At 36.5% G+C, this 21592-nt stretch carries 18 protein-coding genes; 9 read left to right on the top strand and 9 right to left on the bottom strand.

The genetic code is table 11. The features are described 5' to 3' along the window. Position 1: 1 nt before the first annotated feature. Genes ACYQ3P_RS05810 through ACYQ3P_RS05800 form a run of 3 tightly spaced genes read right to left on the bottom strand, consistent with a single transcriptional unit; the run spans position 2 to position 4410 of the window. Complete coding sequence (locus ACYQ3P_RS05810) at positions 2-667, bottom strand: LOG family protein (protein ID WP_460176998.1); 666 nt, start codon at positions 665-667, stop codon at positions 2-4. Continuing rightward, complete coding sequence (locus ACYQ3P_RS05805; RefSeq protein WP_460176997.1) at positions 651-1106, bottom strand: co-chaperone GroES; 456 nt, start codon at positions 1104-1106, stop codon at positions 651-653. The genes ACYQ3P_RS05810 and ACYQ3P_RS05805 overlap by 17 nt, the downstream gene beginning before the upstream one ends. Then, positions 1054-4410 (bottom strand): adenosylcobalamin-dependent ribonucleoside-diphosphate reductase, encoded by a 3357-nt coding sequence (locus ACYQ3P_RS05800; protein WP_460176996.1) that lies wholly within the window; start codon positions 4408-4410, stop codon positions 1054-1056. Before ACYQ3P_RS05800 ends, ACYQ3P_RS05805 begins: the two co-directional genes overlap by 53 nt. Positions 4411-4474: 64 nt before the next feature. Here ACYQ3P_RS05800 and ACYQ3P_RS05795 point away from each other — a divergent pair, with 64 nt between their 5' ends. Beyond that, positions 4475-5479: a sodium:calcium antiporter gene (locus tag ACYQ3P_RS05795; protein ID WP_460176995.1), complete on the top strand. Its 1005-nt coding sequence runs from the start codon at positions 4475-4477 to the stop codon at positions 5477-5479. Positions 5480-5511: 32 nt separating this feature from the next. On the opposite strand, the gene ACYQ3P_RS05790 is transcribed toward ACYQ3P_RS05795, so the two are convergent. After that, complete coding sequence (locus tag ACYQ3P_RS05790) at positions 5512-5805, bottom strand: ferritin family protein (RefSeq protein ID WP_460176994.1); 294 nt, start codon at positions 5803-5805, stop codon at positions 5512-5514. 923 nt (positions 5806-6728) lie between these two features. On the opposite strand from ACYQ3P_RS05790, the gene ACYQ3P_RS05785 reads away from it, so the two are divergent. From ACYQ3P_RS05785 to ACYQ3P_RS05770, 4 genes are read left to right on the top strand one after another with little or no spacing between them, the layout of a single operon-like run. Further along, positions 6729-7064 carry a YtxH domain-containing protein gene (locus tag ACYQ3P_RS05785; protein WP_460176993.1) on the top strand — a complete coding sequence of 112 codons (336 nt, stop codon included), beginning with the start codon at positions 6729-6731 and terminating at the stop codon, positions 7062-7064. Then, a complete protein-coding gene (locus tag ACYQ3P_RS05780; protein ID WP_460176992.1) occupies positions 7061-9412 on the top strand; it encodes an endonuclease MutS2 in 2352 nt (783 codons plus the stop codon). Before ACYQ3P_RS05785 ends, ACYQ3P_RS05780 begins: the two co-directional genes overlap by 4 nt. Next, positions 9409-9861: a TIGR00725 family protein gene (locus ACYQ3P_RS05775; protein WP_460176991.1), complete on the top strand. Its 453-nt coding sequence runs from the start codon at positions 9409-9411 to the stop codon at positions 9859-9861. Before ACYQ3P_RS05780 ends, ACYQ3P_RS05775 begins: the two co-directional genes overlap by 4 nt. A 44-nt stretch (positions 9862-9905) precedes the next feature. Continuing rightward, positions 9906-11138 (top strand): ATP-binding protein, encoded by a 1233-nt coding sequence (locus ACYQ3P_RS05770; RefSeq protein WP_460176990.1) that lies wholly within the window; start codon positions 9906-9908, stop codon positions 11136-11138. Between the two features lie 53 nt (positions 11139-11191). Here ACYQ3P_RS05770 and ACYQ3P_RS05765 read toward each other — a convergent pair whose 3' ends face one another. From ACYQ3P_RS05765 to bioA, 5 genes are all read right to left on the bottom strand, one after another. Further along, positions 11192-13363 (bottom strand): ATP-binding protein, encoded by a 2172-nt coding sequence (locus tag ACYQ3P_RS05765; RefSeq protein WP_460176989.1) that lies wholly within the window; start codon positions 13361-13363, stop codon positions 11192-11194. After that, positions 13360-14199 carry a 3-deoxy-8-phosphooctulonate synthase gene (gene kdsA, locus ACYQ3P_RS05760; RefSeq protein WP_460176988.1) on the bottom strand — a complete coding sequence of 280 codons (840 nt, stop codon included), beginning with the start codon at positions 14197-14199 and terminating at the stop codon, positions 13360-13362. Before kdsA ends, ACYQ3P_RS05765 begins: the two co-directional genes overlap by 4 nt. Before the next feature lie 268 nt (positions 14200-14467). Beyond that, complete coding sequence (locus ACYQ3P_RS05755) at positions 14468-15511, bottom strand: NHL repeat-containing protein (protein ID WP_460176987.1); 1044 nt, start codon at positions 15509-15511, stop codon at positions 14468-14470. A gap of 4 nt (positions 15512-15515) precedes the next feature. Then, positions 15516-15809 carry a DUF4282 domain-containing protein gene (locus tag ACYQ3P_RS05750; protein WP_460176986.1) on the bottom strand — a complete coding sequence of 98 codons (294 nt, stop codon included), beginning with the start codon at positions 15807-15809 and terminating at the stop codon, positions 15516-15518. 13 nt (positions 15810-15822) lie between these two features. Next, the gene (gene bioA, locus ACYQ3P_RS05745) at positions 15823-17190 is read right to left on the bottom strand and encodes an adenosylmethionine--8-amino-7-oxononanoate transaminase (RefSeq protein ID WP_460176985.1); all 1368 of its coding nucleotides are present in this window, start codon (positions 17188-17190) and stop codon (positions 15823-15825) included. A gap of 289 nt (positions 17191-17479) precedes the next feature. Here bioA and ACYQ3P_RS05740 point away from each other — a divergent pair, with 289 nt between their 5' ends. The 4 genes from ACYQ3P_RS05740 (at position 17480) to ACYQ3P_RS05725 (ending at position 21171) form a co-directional block, all read left to right on the top strand. Further along, positions 17480-18823 carry a class II fructose-bisphosphate aldolase gene (locus ACYQ3P_RS05740; protein WP_460176984.1) on the top strand — a complete coding sequence of 448 codons (1344 nt, stop codon included), beginning with the start codon at positions 17480-17482 and terminating at the stop codon, positions 18821-18823. Positions 18824-19149: 326 nt separating this feature from the next. Beyond that, on the top strand, positions 19150-20385 hold the full coding sequence (gene pfp, locus ACYQ3P_RS05735) for a diphosphate--fructose-6-phosphate 1-phosphotransferase (RefSeq protein ID WP_460176983.1): 1236 nt from the start codon (positions 19150-19152) through the stop codon (positions 20383-20385). Further along, a complete protein-coding gene (locus tag ACYQ3P_RS05730) occupies positions 20372-20848 on the top strand; it encodes a toprim domain-containing protein (RefSeq protein ID WP_460176982.1) in 477 nt (158 codons plus the stop codon). The genes pfp and ACYQ3P_RS05730 overlap by 14 nt, the downstream gene beginning before the upstream one ends. Continuing rightward, positions 20836-21171 (top strand): YraN family protein, encoded by a 336-nt coding sequence (locus ACYQ3P_RS05725; RefSeq protein WP_460176981.1) that lies wholly within the window; start codon positions 20836-20838, stop codon positions 21169-21171. The genes ACYQ3P_RS05730 and ACYQ3P_RS05725 overlap by 13 nt, the downstream gene beginning before the upstream one ends. Positions 21172-21592: the final 421 nt, after the last annotated feature.

Raw genomic sequence — 21592 nt, 5'->3', positions numbered from 1 at the left:
TTTAATATATAAGCTGAGGCAAAGGAATGTTTAATCGGGTCAAATGATTTATAAAATAACTATATACTGCTTCCGGGTTGTCTATCATAACAAAAAGATTAAAGTCATCTATGCTGATTGCTCCAATTCTCATAGGAGAATTTTTAAGCCAGTCAATAAGTCCTTTCCAGTAGTCAGAGCCATACAGAACAACAGGAAAATTTTTAATTTTACCAGTCTGCACCAGAGTTAAAGCTTCAAAGAGCTCGTCAAATGTTCCAAAACCACCAGGAAAAATAACAAAACCAATGGAGTATTTGATAAACATCAATTTTCTGACAAAGAAATATCTGAAATCAAGGGAAATATCAAGATACTTATTAGGATGTTGTTCATGGGGAAGTTCAATGTTCAGTCCAATGGATTTGCCTTTTCCAAGCTTTGCTCCTTTGTTTGCCGCCTCCATTATTCCCGGACCACCACCTGTTATTATTGAAAATCCGTGCTCACTTAAAACTCTCGCCACTTTAAAAGCTTCCTGATAATAAAAACTTTCTTCATTCAACCGAGCACTTCCAAAGATTGAAACCGCAGGTCCTATTCCAGAGAGTGTTTCAAAGCCTTCAACAAGCTCAGACTGAATTCTGAAAACTCTCCAGACATCAGTGGACTTAAAATCCTCTATCATCCACATCCTCCAAGATACTGGTTCTTATGAGTGCAACGAGGGCTGAATGGGGAACAATAAAGTATTTTTTCTCTTCAAACATTATTTCAATTGCGGCATCTTTTATGAAAAAAGCATAATCTCCTTCTTGAGCTTGGAGAGGAATGTATCTGATTGGCTCAGCATTGTTTTGTTTCCACGGCTCCTCAAGAATTAAAGAAGGGTCATGAACTGGATAACCGGGACCTACTTTGACAACCCTTCCTCCCATGATTTTGTTTTTTTCCTTAACTGAGGGAGGCAAAAAAAGACCAGCACTTGTTTTATCAGTTTTATCATCGGGTTCAACAAGAACCCTGTCACCTACTATTATTAATTCCCTTTTTGTCTTCATGTTTAATTTTAACTTACTCGCATTTGGTAAAGCCACAGCTGTGGCATGTTGCGCATCCTTCTTCATAGGAAAGCTGACCACCGCATTCAGGGCATGCGCCGTAGTGAATTGCATTTTTTTTGCGATTGTTGGCAGGTTGTGATTCTTGGCTTATGGCTAATTGTTGAGTGGTCTTTTCACGGGCAATTATCAACAATCCACTATCCATTAACTCTGCTTCCAATGCCTTTGCAATAGCATCTGCACAGCTTGTTATCTTTCCTTGAGCTGTCCATGCTGGAGCATAACAGGAAATACCCTTGAGTTGCTTAACTATTTGCTCAGGGTCTATTCCGCTTCTTAGTGCAAGGGATATAAGCCTTCCTATTGCTTCAGCCTGAGATGCTGCGCATCCACCTGCTTTGCCAATGTTTGTAAATACCTCAAAGGGATTATTATTTTCATCCTTATTAATTGTCACATAAAGATTGCCACAGCCTGTTTTCATAAGTCTTGTAACGCCAACTAAAAGCTCAGGTCTTTTGCGAGGCTTGAGGGTTTGCTGACTCTCCTGTTGCTCCTTTGCCTTTTGAATAACCTGTCCAACACGTGAACCTGCTCTATACACAGTAACTCCCTTGCAACCTAACTCATAGGCAAGTAGATATACCTGCTTTACGTCATCTTCTGTTGCATGATTTGGAAGATTGACTGTTTTGCTTACTGCATTGTCAACATATTTTTGAAATGCTGCCTGCATGCGTATATGATATTCAGGTGAGATGTCATGGGCAGTGACAAAAATTCTTTTGAGCTCTGCTGGAATTTCGTCCATTTCCTGAATTGAACCTTTTTCAGCTATTTTCTCTGCAAGCTCATCTGACCAAAGCCCAAGCTTTTCCATCTCTGCTTTAAAATATTGATTGATCTCAACAAGTCTTGTTCCATCCATAACATTTCTTACAAAATAAAGAGCAAAAAAGGGCTCAATGCCTGAGGAGCATCCAGCTATTATGCTTAATGTTCCTGTTGGTGCAATGGTTGTAATTGTGGCATTTCTAAGAGGCATTTTACCATAGTAAATGCTTTTTTCATAATTTGGAAATGTGCCTCTTTCCCGAGCAAGCTCTACTGATGCAAGTCTTCCTTCATCCTGAATGAATTTCATGACCTGTTCAGCCAGTTGGAGAGCCTCTTGTGAGTCATATGGAATTTTAAGCTGAGCTAACATATCTGCCCAGCCCATTACACCAAGTCCGATCTTTCTGTTTGCTTTTGTATTTTTTTCAATTATTTCAAGGGGATACTTGTTTGCATCTATAACATTGTCAAGAAAATGAACAGCCTTCCACACAGTATCCTTGAGAAGCTCCCAGTCTATCTGTCCATCCTTTACCATCTTTGAAAGATTTATTGAGCCAAGATTGCATGATTCAAAGGGCAGTAAGGGTTGCTCTCCACAGTTGTGAACATAGAAACCGTTTGCATCAAAGGCATTTATGCCGAGTATTGATGCATCGTAAACTTTCTCAATACCATCTGCGATGATTTCTTCAACTTTCGCAATAAAACTTGTTTTGTTTGGTTTTCTTTTGTAATTTTTAATAAGCCTTGCAAGTTTTTCAGCCTTGTCTTTATCGGCAAAATTGATTTTTTCGTAAAAGACAAATACATCCTCGCCAGAAATAAAAAGTTCATGCGGAGCCTTGCATTGATAGAGTTTTTTTCCGCCTTTTCCATCAGGAAGTAAAGCAGAATGCTCAGCTCTGCGATTTGCATAAATTTTTGAATATATACCAAACCTTAGAAGAATTCTCTGTACAGCTTTCAAAATTGATAAATTGCTTTGTGAAAGTCTTATGTTTATTCCTTTTAATTGGTTTCCCTGAACTGAGCCATCTGCATCAAAAAGTCCTCTTAAAAGCCCTCTGCAGAATTGAGATGATGCCTTTTCAATCTCTTCAGTAATTGTTTTTTCCTCATAAATATTTAAGTCCTGTGTCAGAGTTTTAAGATAACCAAGAGAAAGCCTGTATTCACTCCTGTCACTTATACATTGCCATCCTTTAAAATCAGCTCTATGTGGAATGCCACAGGCACAAGCATAGGCATATTGCCTTACTGAAACTGCTCCAGAATCCTCTCCCCATGATGATAAAACAATTGTATCCTTTTTAATTGTTCCATCACCAAGAAGCAGTCCTATTAAATAACCTTCCTCTTCTGAGTATTTTCCTTCCCATCCATCAAATGCTCTGTGGTCGTGAAGCAAAATTTTATCTCCCGGTTTCAAAAACCTTACTTCTGTCCATTCAGCCTCAGTTTTATATCTTGTTGATTTTTTAACTTTCATTACAGGATGATTTTCAGTTAAACGAACTTCAAAGCCTTCTTTAGTCTTTAATCTGAAAACCTGCCTAATTCCAGTTGAAAAGAATCCCTGAGATGTGCTTTCCCATTTTTCTCCATTTACAACTGCTGTAAATTTTTTTCCAATTAAGTCTTTGACCTGTCTTGGGCCCTCTGCAGTCATAATCCAAGTGTCCTTTGTAACACATGGATTTGTGGCTTCAATCTCACCTATTTCTGGCGTTGGATTTGCTGCATTCATTCTGTCTAAGAAAACAATACCCGGCTCTCCATTTTTCCAAGCCTGATGAACAATTAAATCAAAAACTTCTCGAGCGCGAAGACGTTTTACAGACTTGCCAGAGCGGGGATTTATTAAATCATACTCTTCATCATTCATTACAGCCTTCATGAACTCTTCTGTAAGTCCAACGGAGATGTTAAAGTTTGTAAATTTAGTAATGTCATCCTTGCATGTGATAAATTCAAGGATATCAGGATGGTCTACCCGAAGAAGTCCCATATTTGCTCCTCTTCTTCGTCCACCCTGTTTTACTGCTTCAGTGGCAGAATCAAAAACACTCATAAAAGATACAGGACCTGAGCTTATTCCCTTTGTTGAGCCAACAACATCTCCTTTAGGTCTTAAACGAGAAAAACTGAAACCCGTGCCACCGCCAGATTTATGAATAATTGCAGCATACTTTACTGCATCAAAAATTCCCTCCATTGAGTCCTCAACAGGAATTACAAAGCATGCGCTAAGCTGTCCCAAAGGAGTTCCTGCATTCATAAGGGTAGGAGAATTTGGCAAAAATTTAAAGGAAGTCATAAGCTCATAAAATTTTTCCTCAGTCTCTGCTACTTCTTGTTCTGTTTTTCCATAGGAAGCATCAATTTGGGCAATTGCTTTTGCAACTCGTCTGAAGAGTTCCTCAGGTGTCTCTATAATCTTTCCTTCTTCATCTTTCTTAAGATATCTTCTCTTTAAAACCTCTATTGCATTTGGGTTAAGATTAAGCTTTGAGCTTGCCTCAGACATGAAAAGACCTCCTTTTTTGATGAATGTAATTGTTAATATAATAGAGTTTAGTTTATAATTTCAAATGATGGATTGGATTCTTTTAATTGCTAATTTTTTTTTAATTCTTCTTTCAGCAGAAATTTTTACAAACGGGTTAGAGGTTTTTGGAGCAAGGCTTTCATTAAAACAGGCAGTTGTTGGTTCTGTATTAGCCGCAGTTGGAACAGCCCTTCCAGAGACTATTTTACCTATGGTAGCAATTTTTTTACATAAAGGAGAGGCAGGTCACTCAATTGGAATAGGTGCGATTTTGGGTGCTCCATTTATGCTTGCTACTTTAGCTTTTTTAATGATTGGTATAACCACGGTAGTTGCCTATTTCAGCAAAAGAAGAAGCTTTGGCTTCCATGCAGAGCTTTCTACAGTAAAAAGAGATTTAATTTTCTTTCTTTCAATGTATTCTGCTGGAATTTTTCTTCCTATGTTAATACCAATGCATATTGTTGTAGCTATTTTGCTTGTAGTTGGCTATATCATTTATCTTTATTTTACTTTTAAGGGTGAAAGTAGCTCTATAATGCATGAAGAAACTCTTTATCTTGAGAAAATTTTTGGTAAAGTGCTTCCAATAGCCAAATTTAAGACTTTCTTTTCTTTATTTCAAGTATTGCTTGCACTATTTATAATGATTGAAGGTGCTCATGGATTTGTTACAGCCCTTCAGCATATTTCAGCAAAAATTGGCTTTGACCCTCTTCTTTTTGCCTTACTTGTTGCTCCCGTTGCAACAGAACTTCCTGAAAAATTTAACTCTGTCACATGGACATTCAAAGGAAGAGATACTCTTGCAATGGGAAATGTAACTGGTGCAATGGTTTTTCAGTCAACATTTCCAGTCTCTGTAGGAATAATTTTTACTGATTGGAATATAACAGGATATGCTCTTTTAAGTGCTTGCCTTGCGATTGCTTCTGGATTAATAATGTTGGGAGAGATTCATTTCCGCAAGCGAATCTCTCCCTTTACGCTAATATTTTCCGGCTCTTTTTACCTGCTTTACGCTTTTTTAATAATTAAACCCTTATAAAAAACATCTATCCACCAGCCAATAATAACTGCTTACTCTTCGTCTTCCTCCAACAACTCCTCTACTTCTTCTCTTCCTTCTTCAAGCTCATCTTCCTGCTCTTCATCGTTCATAAGAAGCAGTGTGAGAAATTCACCAACATGTGTTTTTTCTTCCCTTGCTATGTCTAAGAAAATGGCACGAATTTTTTCATCCTGTGTGAGGGAGGCAAGCTGTTCATAAAGATTGATTGCATCAAGCTCAGCAATAAGTCCAATTCTTAGTATCTGCCTCTCAATATCCTCTTGAGAGAGGTTTTCCAAGTTAAAGGGAATTTTGGAAAGCATAATACACCTCCAGTGTTTTTTTTAATTATACCTTATTTTAACCTAAATGAAGCGATTTTAAAATATTATTGCGAGTCTCACCGAAGGAAAGACTTTCAATCATGTGCAATAAAAATTATTTCCTGCATTTAAAAAGCGAGATTGCTTCGTCGCTTCGCTCCTCGCAATGACGCCTTTTTCGTCATCACGAGGCTTGCGAAGCAAGCCGAAGTAATCTCTCTTTTTGTGACTGAGGATAGAAAGGCGAGATTGCTTCGAGCACTTCGTGCCCTCGCAATGACGACAAGGGGGTCATTGCGAGCCTGCCGACAGGTGGCTGTGACGCAATCTCTCAATTATTTTAAATCAGTCTGCTTTGGGCAAAAATTTTGTAGAATTTTCAATGTGTTTTGAAAAGCCTTGAGGAGAAAAATCTGACAAAAAGGGGGTATGACACAGCCACGACAGGCAGGCGGGGCAATCCACCAAACCGTCATTGCGAACCTCACCGATTTTCTTTCGTCATTGCGAGCCTCACCGAAGGTGAGGCGTGGCAATCTCCCTTCCTTGATGCCCCATCCTGTCATTGCGAGGCATCCGTCAGGATGCCGAAGCAATCTCTTCTTTTATCTTTTTACGTCTTACGTCTCACGTCTTACATTTTACGAATATTTAGAAATTACCTTGCTTTGCTCGGAGTCACAATTATAGTGAAAAAGATTCCATTAATCATTCACTATTCACCAATCACCATCCACCAACCACGAATTAGAGACTGCTTCGCCTCCTTCGGAGGCTCGCAGTGACGATGTTGCGGATTGCCACGCTATCGCTCGCAACAGGGGCGTCGCAGTGACGAGTGTCTATCTCTATTTTTTCGGATTTTAAGCTAATTGGCAATAAAAAGTGTTAAAATTAAATAAATAAACTCAAGGAGGACGAAGATGAGGGAAGAGGGAAAAATATTGGCAGCATTTTTATTGGGTGGAGTTATTGGCGCAGCCTTTGCTCTTTTGTATGCTCCAAAATCTGGAGAAGAGACAAGGAGAGAAATTAAAAAGAAGGCAAAGGAACTTAAGAAAAAGACTGTAAGGGCAGCTGAAGATATTTATGAGGAGATGGAAGAAATTTCTGATATGATAAAAAGAAAAATGAAAGAACTCAAAGAAAAAGGTCATGAACTTAGTGAGGATGCAAGGGAGGAAATTTTAAATCAGATTGATAAGCTTTCAAAAATGATTGAAGAAAAGAAAAAGAAGCTCTTGGAGAAGCTTGGTTGATAAGTAGGAAGGCATTAGAGGATTTAGATTATTTCAAAGCACTAAATTTAATTTCTGAATTTTCTAACTCTGATGCTACAAAGCAGTATATTGAACAGCTTTATCCCTGCGAGGCATTAAAAGAATCAGAAGCTTATCTTAGGGAATTTCAGGAAATTAAAGAATATCTGGACAAAGGAGGAGAGATTCCGATCTCTCCCTTTCCTTCTATTTCTGAGCTACTGAATAAAGCATCAAAGGAAGGTGCTTTTTTTGATGGTCAGGAACTTTCAAAGTTTTTAAAAGTCCTGCGAGTGCTTGATAGAGTCTCTCCTTTTGTTGATGAACTTTTAAATTTGCCATATCTGTCAAGAAGAATTAAAAGCATACTTGAAAGCTATCTTGCTATAGGACAGCCATATCTTTTGGAAAAACTTGAAAACAGTATTGATGAGGATGGGAATATTCTTGATACAGCATCCTCAGTGCTTAAATATGTAAGAAAGCAAATTAAAATTACAGAGGAAAGAATTAAGGAAAAACTTGAAGAAATAATTAATCGCAAGGAAACCGTTGTTTTTCTTCAGGACAGGTTTATTACAAAAAGAAATGACCGATGGGTAATTCCTGTAAGAATGGATTCAAAGGGAATGGTAAAGGGAAAAGTCTATGATGTTTCCCGTTCAGGTGAGACAGCTTTTATTGAGCCAGAAGAGATAGCTTCCCTTTCAAAAAAGCTTGAGGAGCTAAAAATTGAGGAAAGAGTTGAAGAGATAAGAATTCTTAAAGAACTTTCAAATGATATTCATCAAATTAGTGAAACTTTGCAAAGAGAGTTTAATCTTCTTTTATATCTTGACAGGCTTCTCTCTATTTATAAATATTCTCAAAAATTTAAGGCAGAAGTTCCAAAAATAACGGATTCGCAGGAGATTTCACTTATATCAGCAAGACATCCTCTTTTAATGCTAACAAAGGAAAATGTTGTTCCCCTTGATTTAGGGCTTAAAGAAAAAAAGGTTTTAGTAATCAGTGGACCAAATGCAGGTGGAAAAACTGTAACATTAAAAACAATAGGACTTCTTACAGCAATGGCACTTTCAGGACTTCCTATTCCAGCAAGTGCCTCATCAGTAATTCCATTTGTAAAGTCTATCTATGTAGACCTTTATCATGAAGGCTCAATTGAAGAGCAACTTTCAAGCTTTGCATCCCATGTTATGACATTGAAAGAAATTGTTAAAAAAGCAGACTCAGAAAGCCTTGTTCTTATTGATGAAATTGGAACAAACACTGATCCTGAAGAAGGCTCTGCCCTTGCCTGCGCAATAATTGAAGAGTTAAAAAATAGAGGCTCATTTACATTTGTGACAACCCATTTAAGCAAGGTTAAACTCTTTGCAGTAACTCAAGAGGGAATGGAAGTTGCTGCAATGCTTTTTGATGAAGCCACAATGACTCCTCTTTACAAATTAAGCATTGGCACACTGACTACATCCTATGCCCTTGAGACAGCTAAGAAATATGGTTTCCCTGAAAAATTAATTAAAAGAGCATATGAGCTTAAAGGTGGTCAGGAAGATGTAAAAATTTATAAGCTAATGAATGAACTTGAAAGAATGAAAGAAGAATATCAGGCTAAGATAGATGAAATAGAAAAGGTTAAAAAGACTCTTTTAAGTGAAAAGGAAATTTTAGAAAGACAAAAAAGGGAAATAGAGGAAAAAAGAAAGGAAATTTTGGAAAAAGCAAAGAAAGAAGCAAATGAATTAATTCAAAAGATAAAAAAAGAGCTTAATATTCTTTATGAGGAGGCAAAGAAGGCAGACAGAAAAAAGCTTAAAGAGATATATCAAAAAACTTCAGAAATTGCAAGGGAATTTCAAAGTGCAGGTGCAAGTGCAGGTGCGAGGGAGATTAATGTTGGAGATTTTGTTAAAGTAAAAAGTTTAAATCTTAAAGGTAAAGTTATAAGCATTGAAGATAAAAAAGTAAAGATACAAACAGAAACTGCTCAAATAGAAGCAAAGATTGAGGATGTAGAAAAAATTGCAGGTGTAAGTGAATGTGAAAGTGTAAGAGAAAAAGGTATGAGTTTACATGCACCTTCACATACACTTACACCTGCACTGCATAAGCTTGACATAAGAGGAATGAGGGTTGATGAGGCAATTCCAATTGTTGAGAGATTTTTAAATGAGCTTTCCCTTGAAGGAGCATCTGAGGGAATTATTATTCATGGAATTGGAAAGGGAATTTTAAGGGATGCAATAAGACAGTATGTAAAGGAGCATCCAGCAGTAAAATCAACAAAAAAAGGCTCTCCAGATGAAGGTGGAGATGCTGTGACAGTGGTAGAGTTAAAATGAAGGCAGTGGGAGTAATTGGAGCAGGAAAAGCAGAGCCCGAGCTTTTGCATTTAGCTGAAGAAGTTGGAAGACTTTTGGCAAAAGAAGGTATTATTGTTATCACAGGTGGACTTGGAGGAGTTATGGAGGCAGCATGTCGTGGAGCAGTCTCTGAAGGTGCAATTACAGTTGGAATACTTCCAACTTTAAGAAAAGAAGATGCAAATCCCTATGTAAAAATTGCAATTCCAACAGGAATGGGAGAAATGAGAAATGCCCTAATTGTAAGAGCCTCTGATGCACTGATTGCAATTGGTGGAGAGTATGGAACATTAAGTGAAATTGCCCTTGCCCTTAAAACAGGAAAACCAGTCATTGGACTTAAAACATGGGACATTCCCGGCATCATAAAAGCCAACTCACCAAAAGAAGCAGTAGAAAAGGCATTGAAAAGTTTCCAATACAGTTGAAACTTTATTGACAAAATTAAAATTCTTCGGTTATAGTCTAAACTATGGATAGAGAATCAATAGAAACATATAGTCTGTTGCCTCGCGACAAATATATTGAATACATAAAAAAATATCTTGGCACTCCTGTTATAAAAGTTCTTGTAGGAATGAGAAGGGCTGGCAAAAGTTCTCTTATCAAACTTCTTATTAATGATTTAGTTCTGCAAGATGTGCCATTAGAAAACATTGTTTACATTAATAAAGAGTCCTTAGAATTTGAAGATATAAAAACTTATAAGGATTTATATTCTTTTGTTAGTGGAAAATTAAAGGAACTCAGAGGACAGAAGTTTATATTTATAGATGAGATACAGGAAATTGAAGCTTGGGAAAAGGCGGTAGTGTCATTTTTAGCTGAGTCTTTAGGAGATATTATAATCACAGGTTCAAACTCTCATTTGCTCTCCAGCGAATTAGCAACATTAATAACTGGCAGATATATTGAGATTTTTGTGTATCCTTTATCTTTCAAAGAGTTTTTATATTTCAGGGGTAAAACTGGAAATATTGAAGACGAGTTTAAGAATTATCTTAAATTTGGAGGACTGCCTGGGATTCATCATCTTTTATTTGAGGAAGAGGTGATATTTAATTATTTAAATTCTGTATTGAGCACAATTCTCTACAAAGATGTAATTGTAAAGAATAAAATACGAGATGTTGCTCTGTTTGATAAAACTGTACGATATATTTTTGATAATATTGCAAATGTTACCACTGCAAAAAGAATAGCCGATTATTTTAAATCCCAAAAAATTAAAGCTTCAATTGATACCATATTAAATTATCTGAAATATCTTGAAAATGCTCTACTAATTCACAAAGTTCCCAGATATGATTTAAAAGGAAAAAAATACCTTGAGTTTTATGACAAAATTTTTCTAAATGATATCGGACTCAGAAATGGACTTATTGGATATATAGAGAAAGATATTAATGCTGTGCTTGAGAATATTGTATATCTACATTTAAAGACAAATGGATATGTGGTAAGCATTGGGAAGTTAAATGGTATGGAAATAGATTTTATAGCTCAAAGGCAGAATGAAACAAAGTATATCCAAGTGGCATATTTACTTACTGATGATAAAGTTATTAAAAGAGAATTCGAAAATCTATTATCAATCCCTGATAATTATGAAAAAATCGTCATTTCAATGGATAAGTTTTTTGTCAAAGATATTAAAGGAATAAAGCATAAATATATCTTAGATTTTTTGTTAGAGGAAATATAGCTTCGAAACAGGGCTTTATTTTTGGGATTTTTCTCTAAGTATTAATGATTCACTCAATCTGTCAAAGGCAAGAAAATTTTAAAAGTTGTGCCTTTAGCAAGTGTGCTTTCAACTTCTATGAAGCCTTGCAGGTCATGTACTATTCTGTAGACAATTGAAAGCCCAAGTCCTGTACCTGAAGTTCCTTTTGTTGTGAAGAATGGTTCAAAAACTCTTTTTCTTGTCTCTTCATCCATTCCTTCACCTGTATCTGAAATTGAAAGCATTGCATATTTTTTATCATGAATTTGAGAAATTTCAGTTTCTATTGTCAAAATTCCTCCATTTGGCATCGCATCCTTTGCGTTTAATATGATATTGGTCATGATTTCATTAAACGCCTCAATGTCAATGTTAACAGGAAGTTCTTTATCTAAGGTTTTTATTTCAACCTTTATGTTTTCTCCCATCAAAACTTCAATTTTTGATCTAATTGACAATAAAATTGAGTTCAAATCAACTTTATGTAACTCATATTTCCTCTCTCCAGTTAAAGTTAAAAGTTGCTTTGTAAGATATATAGCTCTTTTTGTTGCATTTAGTATTTGCTCCAATGCATTCTTTGCAAAATCTATGCTTTCTTTTGTTTGAGCCAATGTAGCAAAACCATGAATTACATTTAGTAAGTCTTTAAATCTATGGACTGCCTCACCAAGAGAGCGCTTTACTGCCTCAAACTGCTCAGCTTCACTTACTCTTTTCATCAATCTTCTCATTTCAGTCACATCATCTACAGCTATTAAAAAATGAGGTTTATCTTCAATTATTAATCTTATTCCTCTAAGTTTACATTCGCGAGTTTCTCCATTTTTATTCAAAAATTTGCAAAGAATTTCAAAGCTTTCTTGCTCTTTTATATCTGCAGAAAGGATAAAAATGTCAAAGAATGACCTCTTTTCTATTTCATTCTTTGTATAGCCTATAAGGGATAAACCTGTATGGTTTGCCTCTTCAATTTTTCCTGTTTCCCAATTAACAAGGAAAATTCCAACAGGAGCCAAGTTTGAAATTGTTTGACACTTTTTTACTGTATCAATGAGAGCGTTCTTTGTCTTTATTATTTCCAATGATACCTGCTCAATTGATTTGCTTAAGACTCCGATTTCATCTTTTCTTCTAATATGTTGTGGTAGTTTAATTTCTTTTTCTCCAAAATCCTTTATTTTTTTAGAAATTTCTATTAATGGATTTGAATACTGCCTTGCAATGTAAAGAATAATGAGAAAAGCAAAAATCATAGAGCTTAGAAGTTGATAAAAAAGGTTAACTCTTAAATCCTTTGTAATAACATAGTGAGGAAGCAAAATAGCCAAAGAAAGTTCTCTTTCACCCATATTCCACTTTTTGACTCTTAAAAGCCAATCCTGATTTTTATACCTGAATTTTTCTTTGTTTATCTTTAATGCATGATAAAGTAAAGGAAAATCCTGCTCATTTAATGTATAAATTATCCCAGGTTCAAATTTCACTATGTCAGCAATCGCAATTATTTTATTTTCGCCTGTTATTAAATAAAGCTCTGCATAAGGGTCAAGGCTTGCTTGCTTGATTTTAGTAAGATACTTGGAGAAGTCTTTAATCATTATGTCCACACCAATGACTATCTGAGCTTCACTGCATAATAGTAATGAAGCTGTTATGCCTTGGTCTTTTGTTGTTCTGAATAAATATGGCTCACTCCAAGCAATGTTTTGAGATTGAATAGCCTGTTTGTACCAAGTAGTATTTCTTGGGTCATAGTCATCCCTAACTTTTTTTGTGTTTAATATTTTTCCATCCTTGTCAAGTTCATTCCATCTGACATATCCCTTTTCATCTGCCTTTTTTATTCTATTTAAAAGTTTGCCTTCTGCATTTAAGATAAGATATCCGTTCCCTTTTCCATCACCGTAGTTTATTGAAGTTACATAGGGATACTTCTGCATAAATTCAATGAGAAATTTATTTGTTTTTTCTATATCATTAAAATTCAAAATCCCACAGCAAACAAGAGCCTGAGTGCTGTAAAGAAAACTTTCAACAGGCTTAGTTAAATTTTCCGTTTCCTTCTGAAAAAGATATGAAATATCAGTAATATGATGGTCAAGCTGTTTTTTATATGCGTGGTAGGAAAACAAATAACTGCTAAGAGTGATTGCCAAGACAAGTATAGCAATTGATATTACAAAAAGCCATCTAATACTCATTGTGATTTTAAACATTTTTTAAAATACTTTTTTGCTACATTGTAAATCTCAAGGAGTGATTGGAGAAGGTCTTTGAAATCCCTGAGAGGAACCATATTTGGTCCATCGCAGAGAGCTTTATCAGGTTCTGGATGGACTTCAAAGAATAATCCATCAACTCCACAGGCAACAGCAGCTCTTACAAGATAAGGAACATATTGCCTTTCCCCTGATGAGCATGTGCCAGAGCCACCTGGAAGCTGAACAGAATGGGTTGCATCAAAAACAACAGGAACACCCATAGAGCGAATTATTGGAAAGCTACGGAAATCAACTACAAGATTGTTATATCCAAAGCTTGCTCCCCTTTCTGTAATCATTATCTTATCATTGCCTGTGGATTTAAATTTTTCAATTATGTTTTTTACATCCCAAGGTGCAAGAAACTGTCCTTTTTTAACATTTACAGGCTTACCTGTTTTGCCTGCTTCAACAATGAGGTCTGTTTGCCTGCATAGAAAAGCAGGAATTTGAAGAAAATCAAGAACTTGACTTGCAATTTTTATTTCCTCAACAGAATGAACATCACTTAGCACCGAAAGAGCGAACTCTTCTCTTACTTTGCTTAATATCTTAAGTCCCTTTTCAATGCCCGGTCCTCTGTATGATTTTATTGATGAGCGATTTGCTTTGTCATAGGAGGATTTGAAAATAAAAGGAATATTGAGGCCTTCTGTAATTTTCTTTAATTCCTCAGCAGTTTGCATTACAATTTCTTCATTTTCAATAACACAAGGTCCAGCAATCAAAAAGAAAGTGTCAGAGTTAATTATTTTTAACCATTCACTATTCAACATTCACCACCTTTTTCCGTCATTACAAGCCTCACCGATTATTTATTTCCGTCATTGCGAGCCTCACCAAAGGTGAGGCATGGCAATCCAATAAAAAGAGAGCGATTCGCACCCTTTGGGTGCTCGCAATGACCAAGGAAGGGGTCATTGCGAGCCTGCCGACAGGCAGGCGAAGCAATCTCATAAAAAGAAAGTATAGCCTCAGAAATAAAATCTCTCGCAATGTCCATATATCTAACATACGATGACTAATTTAACCATTTACCATCTACTATTTCTTCTGTTGCAGTTCAAAAGCTTTTTTAGCTGCCTCTGCAGCTTTTCTTGCCTCTTCTGCAGCCTTTCTTGCCTCTTCAGCCCATTTCTTTGCCTCTTCCGCATCCTTTGGCTCTTCTTTTACAGTTGTTTTAACTTCAAGCTTTTTAGGAGATGCTACAGGAGTTTCAACCTTGTAAATTTTTTTATCCTCAGAAGCAAATCCCATATCCTGCACTCTGAATATTTTTCCTGCATTTCTGTCTGAAATCCAGAGATAATCGTCAACATATACCATTCCTACAGGTGAGGTAAGATGCCTTGAAGGAATAACTTCTCTTACAATTTGTCCAGTTTGTGGATCAAGCTTCACTATTTTTATAGCAGTTTGTGCGTAGGGAGATTTTGAATTTGTGCCATGCTGAAACTGAGGCTCAACTGGTTTAGCCAGTTCAGTATAATCCTCAACTTCCTTATATCCGATGATTATTACATATCTTCCATCCCATGCAATGCCTGATGGATTTTTAACTGGAGATATAAATGTCTCCAAAACTGCGCAGTCTTCTGTGGATACTTTAAATATTTTATTTCTTTTTGAGTCTGCTATCCAAAGAAATTCTCCGTCAAATGTCATATCTTCAGGATAAAAAGGCAGTTTATTGAATTTGCTGACTACATCGCCCTGTGGAGTAACCTTTAAAATTCTTTTATTTGCAGCATCTGCTACCCAAAGATAGCCTCCTCCGGGAATATTTTTAGCAGACTGCCATGCAAGAGCTGTGATAAATGGGGTATTTTCTTGGGATGTAATAGTTATCGGAAATCTGTCCAAAAAGTAGTGTCCTTCATAGTTGTAGATTGAATCAGCAGAGGCTAAATCAATGTCTTCCAAAAATACTATTAATCCTTCTTTAGCAATAATTATATTTTTTCCATCCCATGTAATCGCATCAGGACCTGTTGGCAATGTCTCGCCAACTCCTGCAACATCTGTTCTTAGTTGACCTGTGCATCCTGCAACTAAAATCAGTAAAATGATGAACGCTATCTTTTTCATACCCTTACTCCTTTTTTAAATTTTTTGTATTTTCCTCTATTTTAAACATCACCAATATAAATTCAAGTATTACTCTGGAGTAGATGATTGATAGCAAGGTGAAAACAGGAGAAAAAACAAGCAGAAAAATTCCAAATTTTGGAGATTGCTTCATTGCACTCAAGCCTCCAATCAGAATAAGAAATCCAAAGAATAAGGAAGTAATAATTGCTATAACATAAAGGAATTTTATAATCTTGACGGTTATAAAAGAGTTAAAAGAAAAATCAAAAAGTTCTTTAAAAAAATTTCCTGCCATTTTACACCTCTTTTTATTCTCTCATTACTTCAATTATACAAATTTTTATAATGTCAAGCAATCTTTCAAGATTTTCTTCTGAGATTACAAGTGGAGGCATTATTACAATGATGTCTCCAAGAGGTCTGAGCCATACTCCGTATTTTCTTGCAGCCTTTACAACTTTCCATCCCATTTGCTCTTTCCAATGAAATGGCTCTTTTGTCTGCTTATCCTTTACAAGCTCTATTCCTGCTATCATTCCCTTCTGCCTGACATCTCCAACATTGTTATGAGAAGCAATCTCTAAGAGTTTTTCATGCAGAAGCTCAATTTTTGGTGGAAGTTTCTCCAATGTTTTTTCTTTTTCAAATATTTCAAGATTTGCCAATGCAGCAGCGCATCCAAGCTGATTTCCTGTATAAGAGTGTCCGTGATAGAAGGTTTTTCTTTCTTCAAGTTCACCTAAAAAGGCATTGAATATTGTCTCATTTACTGCAGTTACAGCCAATGGCATATAACCATTTGTAATTCCTTTGCTTAGGCAGATAATGTCAGGTGTGACTTCTTCATGTTCACAGGCGAACATCTTTCCAGTTCTTCCAAATCCTGTTGCAACTTCATCAGTAATAAGTAAAACATTGTATCTACTACAAATCTCTCTTAAGCCTTTTAGATAACCGGGAGGCCATACAATTATTCCACCAGCACACTGAACGAGAGGTTCAACAATTACAGCGATTATTTTTTCCTGATTTTCTTTTATAATCTTTTCCATTTCTTTTAGACATCTGAGTTCGCAAGAGGGATAATTGAGACTAAACTCACATCTGTAGCAGTATGGAGCTGGTGCCAAAATTGAGTTAGTAAGAAGGGGTTTGTAAATTTCATGAAAAAGCTCATCTCCTCCTACACTTACTGCTCCAAGAGTGTCTCCATGATAGCCTTCTTTAAGGCTAACAAAAGTGTTTTTTCCTTTAATTCCTTTATTTACCCAATATTGATAAGCTATTTTGAGTGCAATTTCAACAGCAGTTGAGCCATTGTCTGAATAAAATATCTTTGTAAGGGGCTCTCCCCAATGAAGTCTTTCCTGAAGAAGCTCAGCAATTTTTTTTGCTAAAACCATGCTTGGAAGATTGCAAGCACCAAGTAAAGTTGAATGAGCAATTTTTTCAAGTTGAGCTTTTATTGCCTCATCTATCTCAGCTCTTCTGTGTCCGTGAATGTTTACCCAAAGGGAGGAGACTCCATCAAGATACCATTTTCCGTCAATATCCTTAAGAAAGCAATCTCTTCCTTCAACAAAAATTATAGGCTCCTCCTCCAGCCAGTACTTCATCTGAGTGAAAGGATGCCAAATATATTTTTTGTCCCATTCAATAAGTGTTTTTTTATCCATAACACCTCACCATTTTTATTATTTTACTCCTAATTTGTGTAATTCTCAAATGTCATAAAGAGCGAAGCAATCTCTTCTTTCTCTATGCAACGAAAATAGAGATCACTTCGGTACCTGACGGTGCCTCGTGATGACGAAAAAAGTGTCATTGCGAGGGGGCGTTAGCACCCGAAGCAATCTCAAAATTAGGTTCATATAAAAATCGTCAATGTAGATTATTATAAGCTGCAAAGATATACAAGTAGCAACAATTTTGGTATAATAATACAAAAACTTCTGGAGGTGGTTTATGGGTTTTGAAAAATTTATGGAAGTTTTAGATATCAAAGAGGGAAAGGTTTTTATCAAGGATAAAGAATATGTGCGAAATGCAATGGATGAATTGATTTTTGACGCTGTTTTTGAGCCGAACGAGGAAGAAAAAAAGAAAAAACTTATTATCATTAAAGAAATCGCCAAAGAAATGGGTGCAATACCATCCTCAATTCAAGGACTTTACGAAGAGATGGGAAAAAACTTTCCCGGTTTTACAGTTCCCGCAATAAACATAAGAGGTTTGACCTATGATGTTGCAAGGGCTATATTTAGAAAAGCCTTGAAAAACAATGTTGGAGCCTTCATCTTTGAAATTGCCCGCTCAGAGATTGGTTATACTAAGCAAAGACCCCTTGAGTATGCAACATGTGTATTAGCTGCTGCGGTGAAAGAAGGTTTCACAGGACCTGTTTTTATTCAAGGAGACCATTTCCAGATTGTAAGAAGACATTTTGAGAAAGACCCCGATGCAGAGCTTAATTATGTAAAGGGACTTATAAAAGAAGCAATAGAAGCAGAGTTTTACAATATTGATATTGATACTTCTACGCTTGTTGACCTAAGTAAAGAAACAATTTATGAACAGCAAAGACCAAATTTTGAAAAAACTGCCCTGCTTGCAGAGCATGTAAGGGGACTTGAACCGAAGGGAATTACAATATCTATAGGTGGTGAAATAGGCGAGATTGGTGGAAAAAACAGCACACCTGAGGAAGCAAGGGCTTATCTTACAGGATTTAGTGATGTATTCAAGGGTGGTAAAGGACTCAGTAAGCTCAGCGTTCAGACAGGAACAAAACATGGTGGAGTTGTGCTTCCAGACGGAAGCATTGCTCAGGTGAAAATAGATTTTGAAACCCTGAGAGTCTTATCTGACCTCGTAAGAAAAGAATTTGGACTAAGTGGATGCGTGCAACATGGTGCAAGCACCCTTCCAGAGGAAGCTTTTGATAAGTTTCCAGAAACAGGAACATCAGAAATACATCTTGCAACAGGATTCCAAAACATCATCTATGACAGCAAATATCTGCCTGATGATTTTAGAAAAATGATTTATGATTTTCTAAAGGAACAGTTTAAAACTGAATGGAAGGAAGGACAGACAGAGGAACAGTTCATATACAGCACTCGTAAAAAAGGCTTTGGACCATTTAAAAAAGAATGGTGGAACTTGCCAAAGGATATAAAAGAGCCGATTATGGCTGAGTTAGAGCAGAAATTTGAGCTCTTATTTGCAAAGCTGAAGGTGTTTAATACTGCAGAGATTGTCCAGAAAACAGTGGTTCCAGTTAAGGTGCCGGTAAATATTGAAATTTAATTATGCGATTAAAGCGTCATTGCGAGCAGTACGAAGGGGCGTGGCAAGACTTTGGTTGCGAGCGATACGAAGGCTTGACAATCTGCCTCTCTGTCATTGCGAGCCTGCCGACAGGCAGGCGTGGCAATCTCAAAGACGAGATTGCTTCGGGTGGTGACGCACCCTCGCAATGACGGGGATGTCTCGAAATGACAGATAAGTGGGAATCTATTTGCGAGCAGAAGGTGAGGCGAACATGCGAAATGACTAAAAAAACATTCACGATGACACATGAGAGTCGCTCAATTTAAGTAAAATTTAATTGTAACAAACTTTTGGAGGTTTTTATGGAGACTTTAGGAATTATTGTAGGAGGAGGACCTGCACCGGGAATAAACGGAACCATAAGTGCTGCGACAATAGAAGCTATAAATCAAGGCAAAAAAGTTGTAGGAATAATGGGTGGATTTAAGCCTCTTTTTGATGGCAATCTCTCATGCGCTGTGCCTCTTACAGTGGATGATGTATCAAGGATTCATACAAAGGGTGGCTCCATTCTCAGAACATCAAGGGAACATGCTGAAAGGGTAAAGGAAAGATTTCATGTTTTGATGGATACTTTGAAAAATTTAGGAATAAAATATCTCATTACCATTGGAGGAGATGGGACGCTTTTTATGGCAAATTGGATAGAGAGAGAGGCAAGAAGTGAAATCAGCGTTGTCCATGTTCCTAAAACAATTGACAATGACATTCCCTTGCCGGGTGGTGCTTCTACTTTCGGATATGAAACAGCAAGGCATTGGGGAGTGGAAATAGTAAAAAACATTATGGAAGATGCCAAAGTTGCTTCAAGATGGTATTTTCTTACAATAATGGGAAGACACACAGGACATTTGGCATTGGGAGTTGGAAAAGCAGCAGGAGCAACTCTTACTATAATTCCTGAAGAATTTCCCGAGGAAAAAGTTTCATTTAAGAAAGTTGCAGATATCCTTGCAGGAGCTATTATTAAAAGACTAAGCATGGGAAGGGATCACGGAGTTGCTATCTTAGCAGAGGGACTTTCGGAAAAATTTGATCCTGAAGAATTAAGTGAGTATGAGCAGCTTGAAAGGGATGAAACAGGCAGAGTACGTCTAAGTGAAATTCAGCTTGGCAGAATAATGAAAAACTTTGTGAAAAAAACACTTGAAGAAATTGGCATAAAAATTACAATAGTTGACAAAAACATTGGATATGAACTCAGGTCAGCTGATCCAATACCCTATGATATTGAATATACAAGAAATCTTGGGTATGGAGCAGTTCGGTATTTACTCAGAGGCGGAACTGGAGCTATGATTACATTTGAAGAAGGACATCTTCGCCCAATACCATTTGTTGAGCTTATAGATTACAGAACAGGCAAAGTAAAAATCAGAAAAGTTGACACCACATCAGAAAATTATGAAGTTGGCAGAAAATACATGATTAGACTTGAGAAAGAAGACTTTGAAGGAGAAAGACTCAAGGCACTTTCTTCTGTAGCAGGTATGACGGAGGAAAAGTTTAAGGAAAAATTTTTCTATGTCACAATATGACAGAAAAAGAAAAAATAGGAAAGAATTTGTTCCTTTAGATTGGGAACGGGCAGAAAAAATAAAGGAAACACTACATTATTTGTATGAAATAAATAAACAATTTCCAATCATTGTAGAAGGCAAAAGAGATAAAAAAGCGCTTCTAAAAATGGGGTTCGTTGGAGAAATAATAACGCTTCACAGTGGAAAAACAATATACGAGTTTACTGAAAACATAGCGAACAGATTTGAAAAAGTTATCCTGCTTTTTGACTGGGATTTAAAGGGTGAGGAACTTTTTGCAAAGGTAGGAGAAAGTCTGCAAGGTATGTGGGAAGATTTCGCATCCATAAGAGAACTCTTAAAAATTTTGTGCCAGAAAGAAATCTCTGAAATAGAACAAATTCCAACGCTTTTTGAAAGACTGGCAGGCGAAAGCCTTGATGTCACAAAGTACGATGAAGACTTACAATGGGAAAAATAGATTTAGGCAGAGAGGGCGAAAAATTAGCAGCTGAGTATTTAAATAAAAAGGGCTATAAGATACTTGAAACAAACTTCCGAACAAAATTTGGAGAAATAGACATAGTTGCAAAAAATAAAGACTTTATTGTGATTGTTGAAGTAAAAACAAGGCTTTCTGATAAATTTGGAGAACCCGAACTGGCTGTTGATTACAGAAAACAGCAGAAACTGAAAAAACTTGCCCTTTATTACTTAAAGCATATTGGCAAAGAGTACCCTGTAAGATTTGATGTAATCGCCATTAAAGGCTCTGAAATCCATCACATCGAAGATGCGTTTTAACACATCGAAGATGCGCTTTAACACATCGAAGATGCGTTTCAAAACATTGAATATCAACAAAAATAGCGATATAAATTTAAAAATTGCTAATCATTTGAATAAATATTGCGCTGTCATTGCGAGGCATTCCGCTCCTCGTCATTGCAAGGCATCCGATAGGATGCCGAAGCAATCTCAATTGTCACGCTATCGCTCGCAAAAGAGGCTCGTAGTGAAGAGTTTCTCTCTTTATTTTTCCCAAAAATAGCGATAGAAATCCAATAATTGGCATAACCATCTGAAAATTAAGTATTTCTTGCTGTCATTGCGAGCATCCGAAGGATGCGAAGCAATCTATTTGAAGGGGAAAAGGCAAGATTGCTTCCCCCTCGCTTCGCTCGGAGTCGCAATGACGAAGAGGTGTTCACCATGCACCATCCAC

The organism is Thermodesulfovibrio hydrogeniphilus (genome assembly GCF_054657355.1).
Note: the sequence above shows the minus strand (reverse complement) of the source record. Positions and strands in the feature narration are given on the sequence as shown.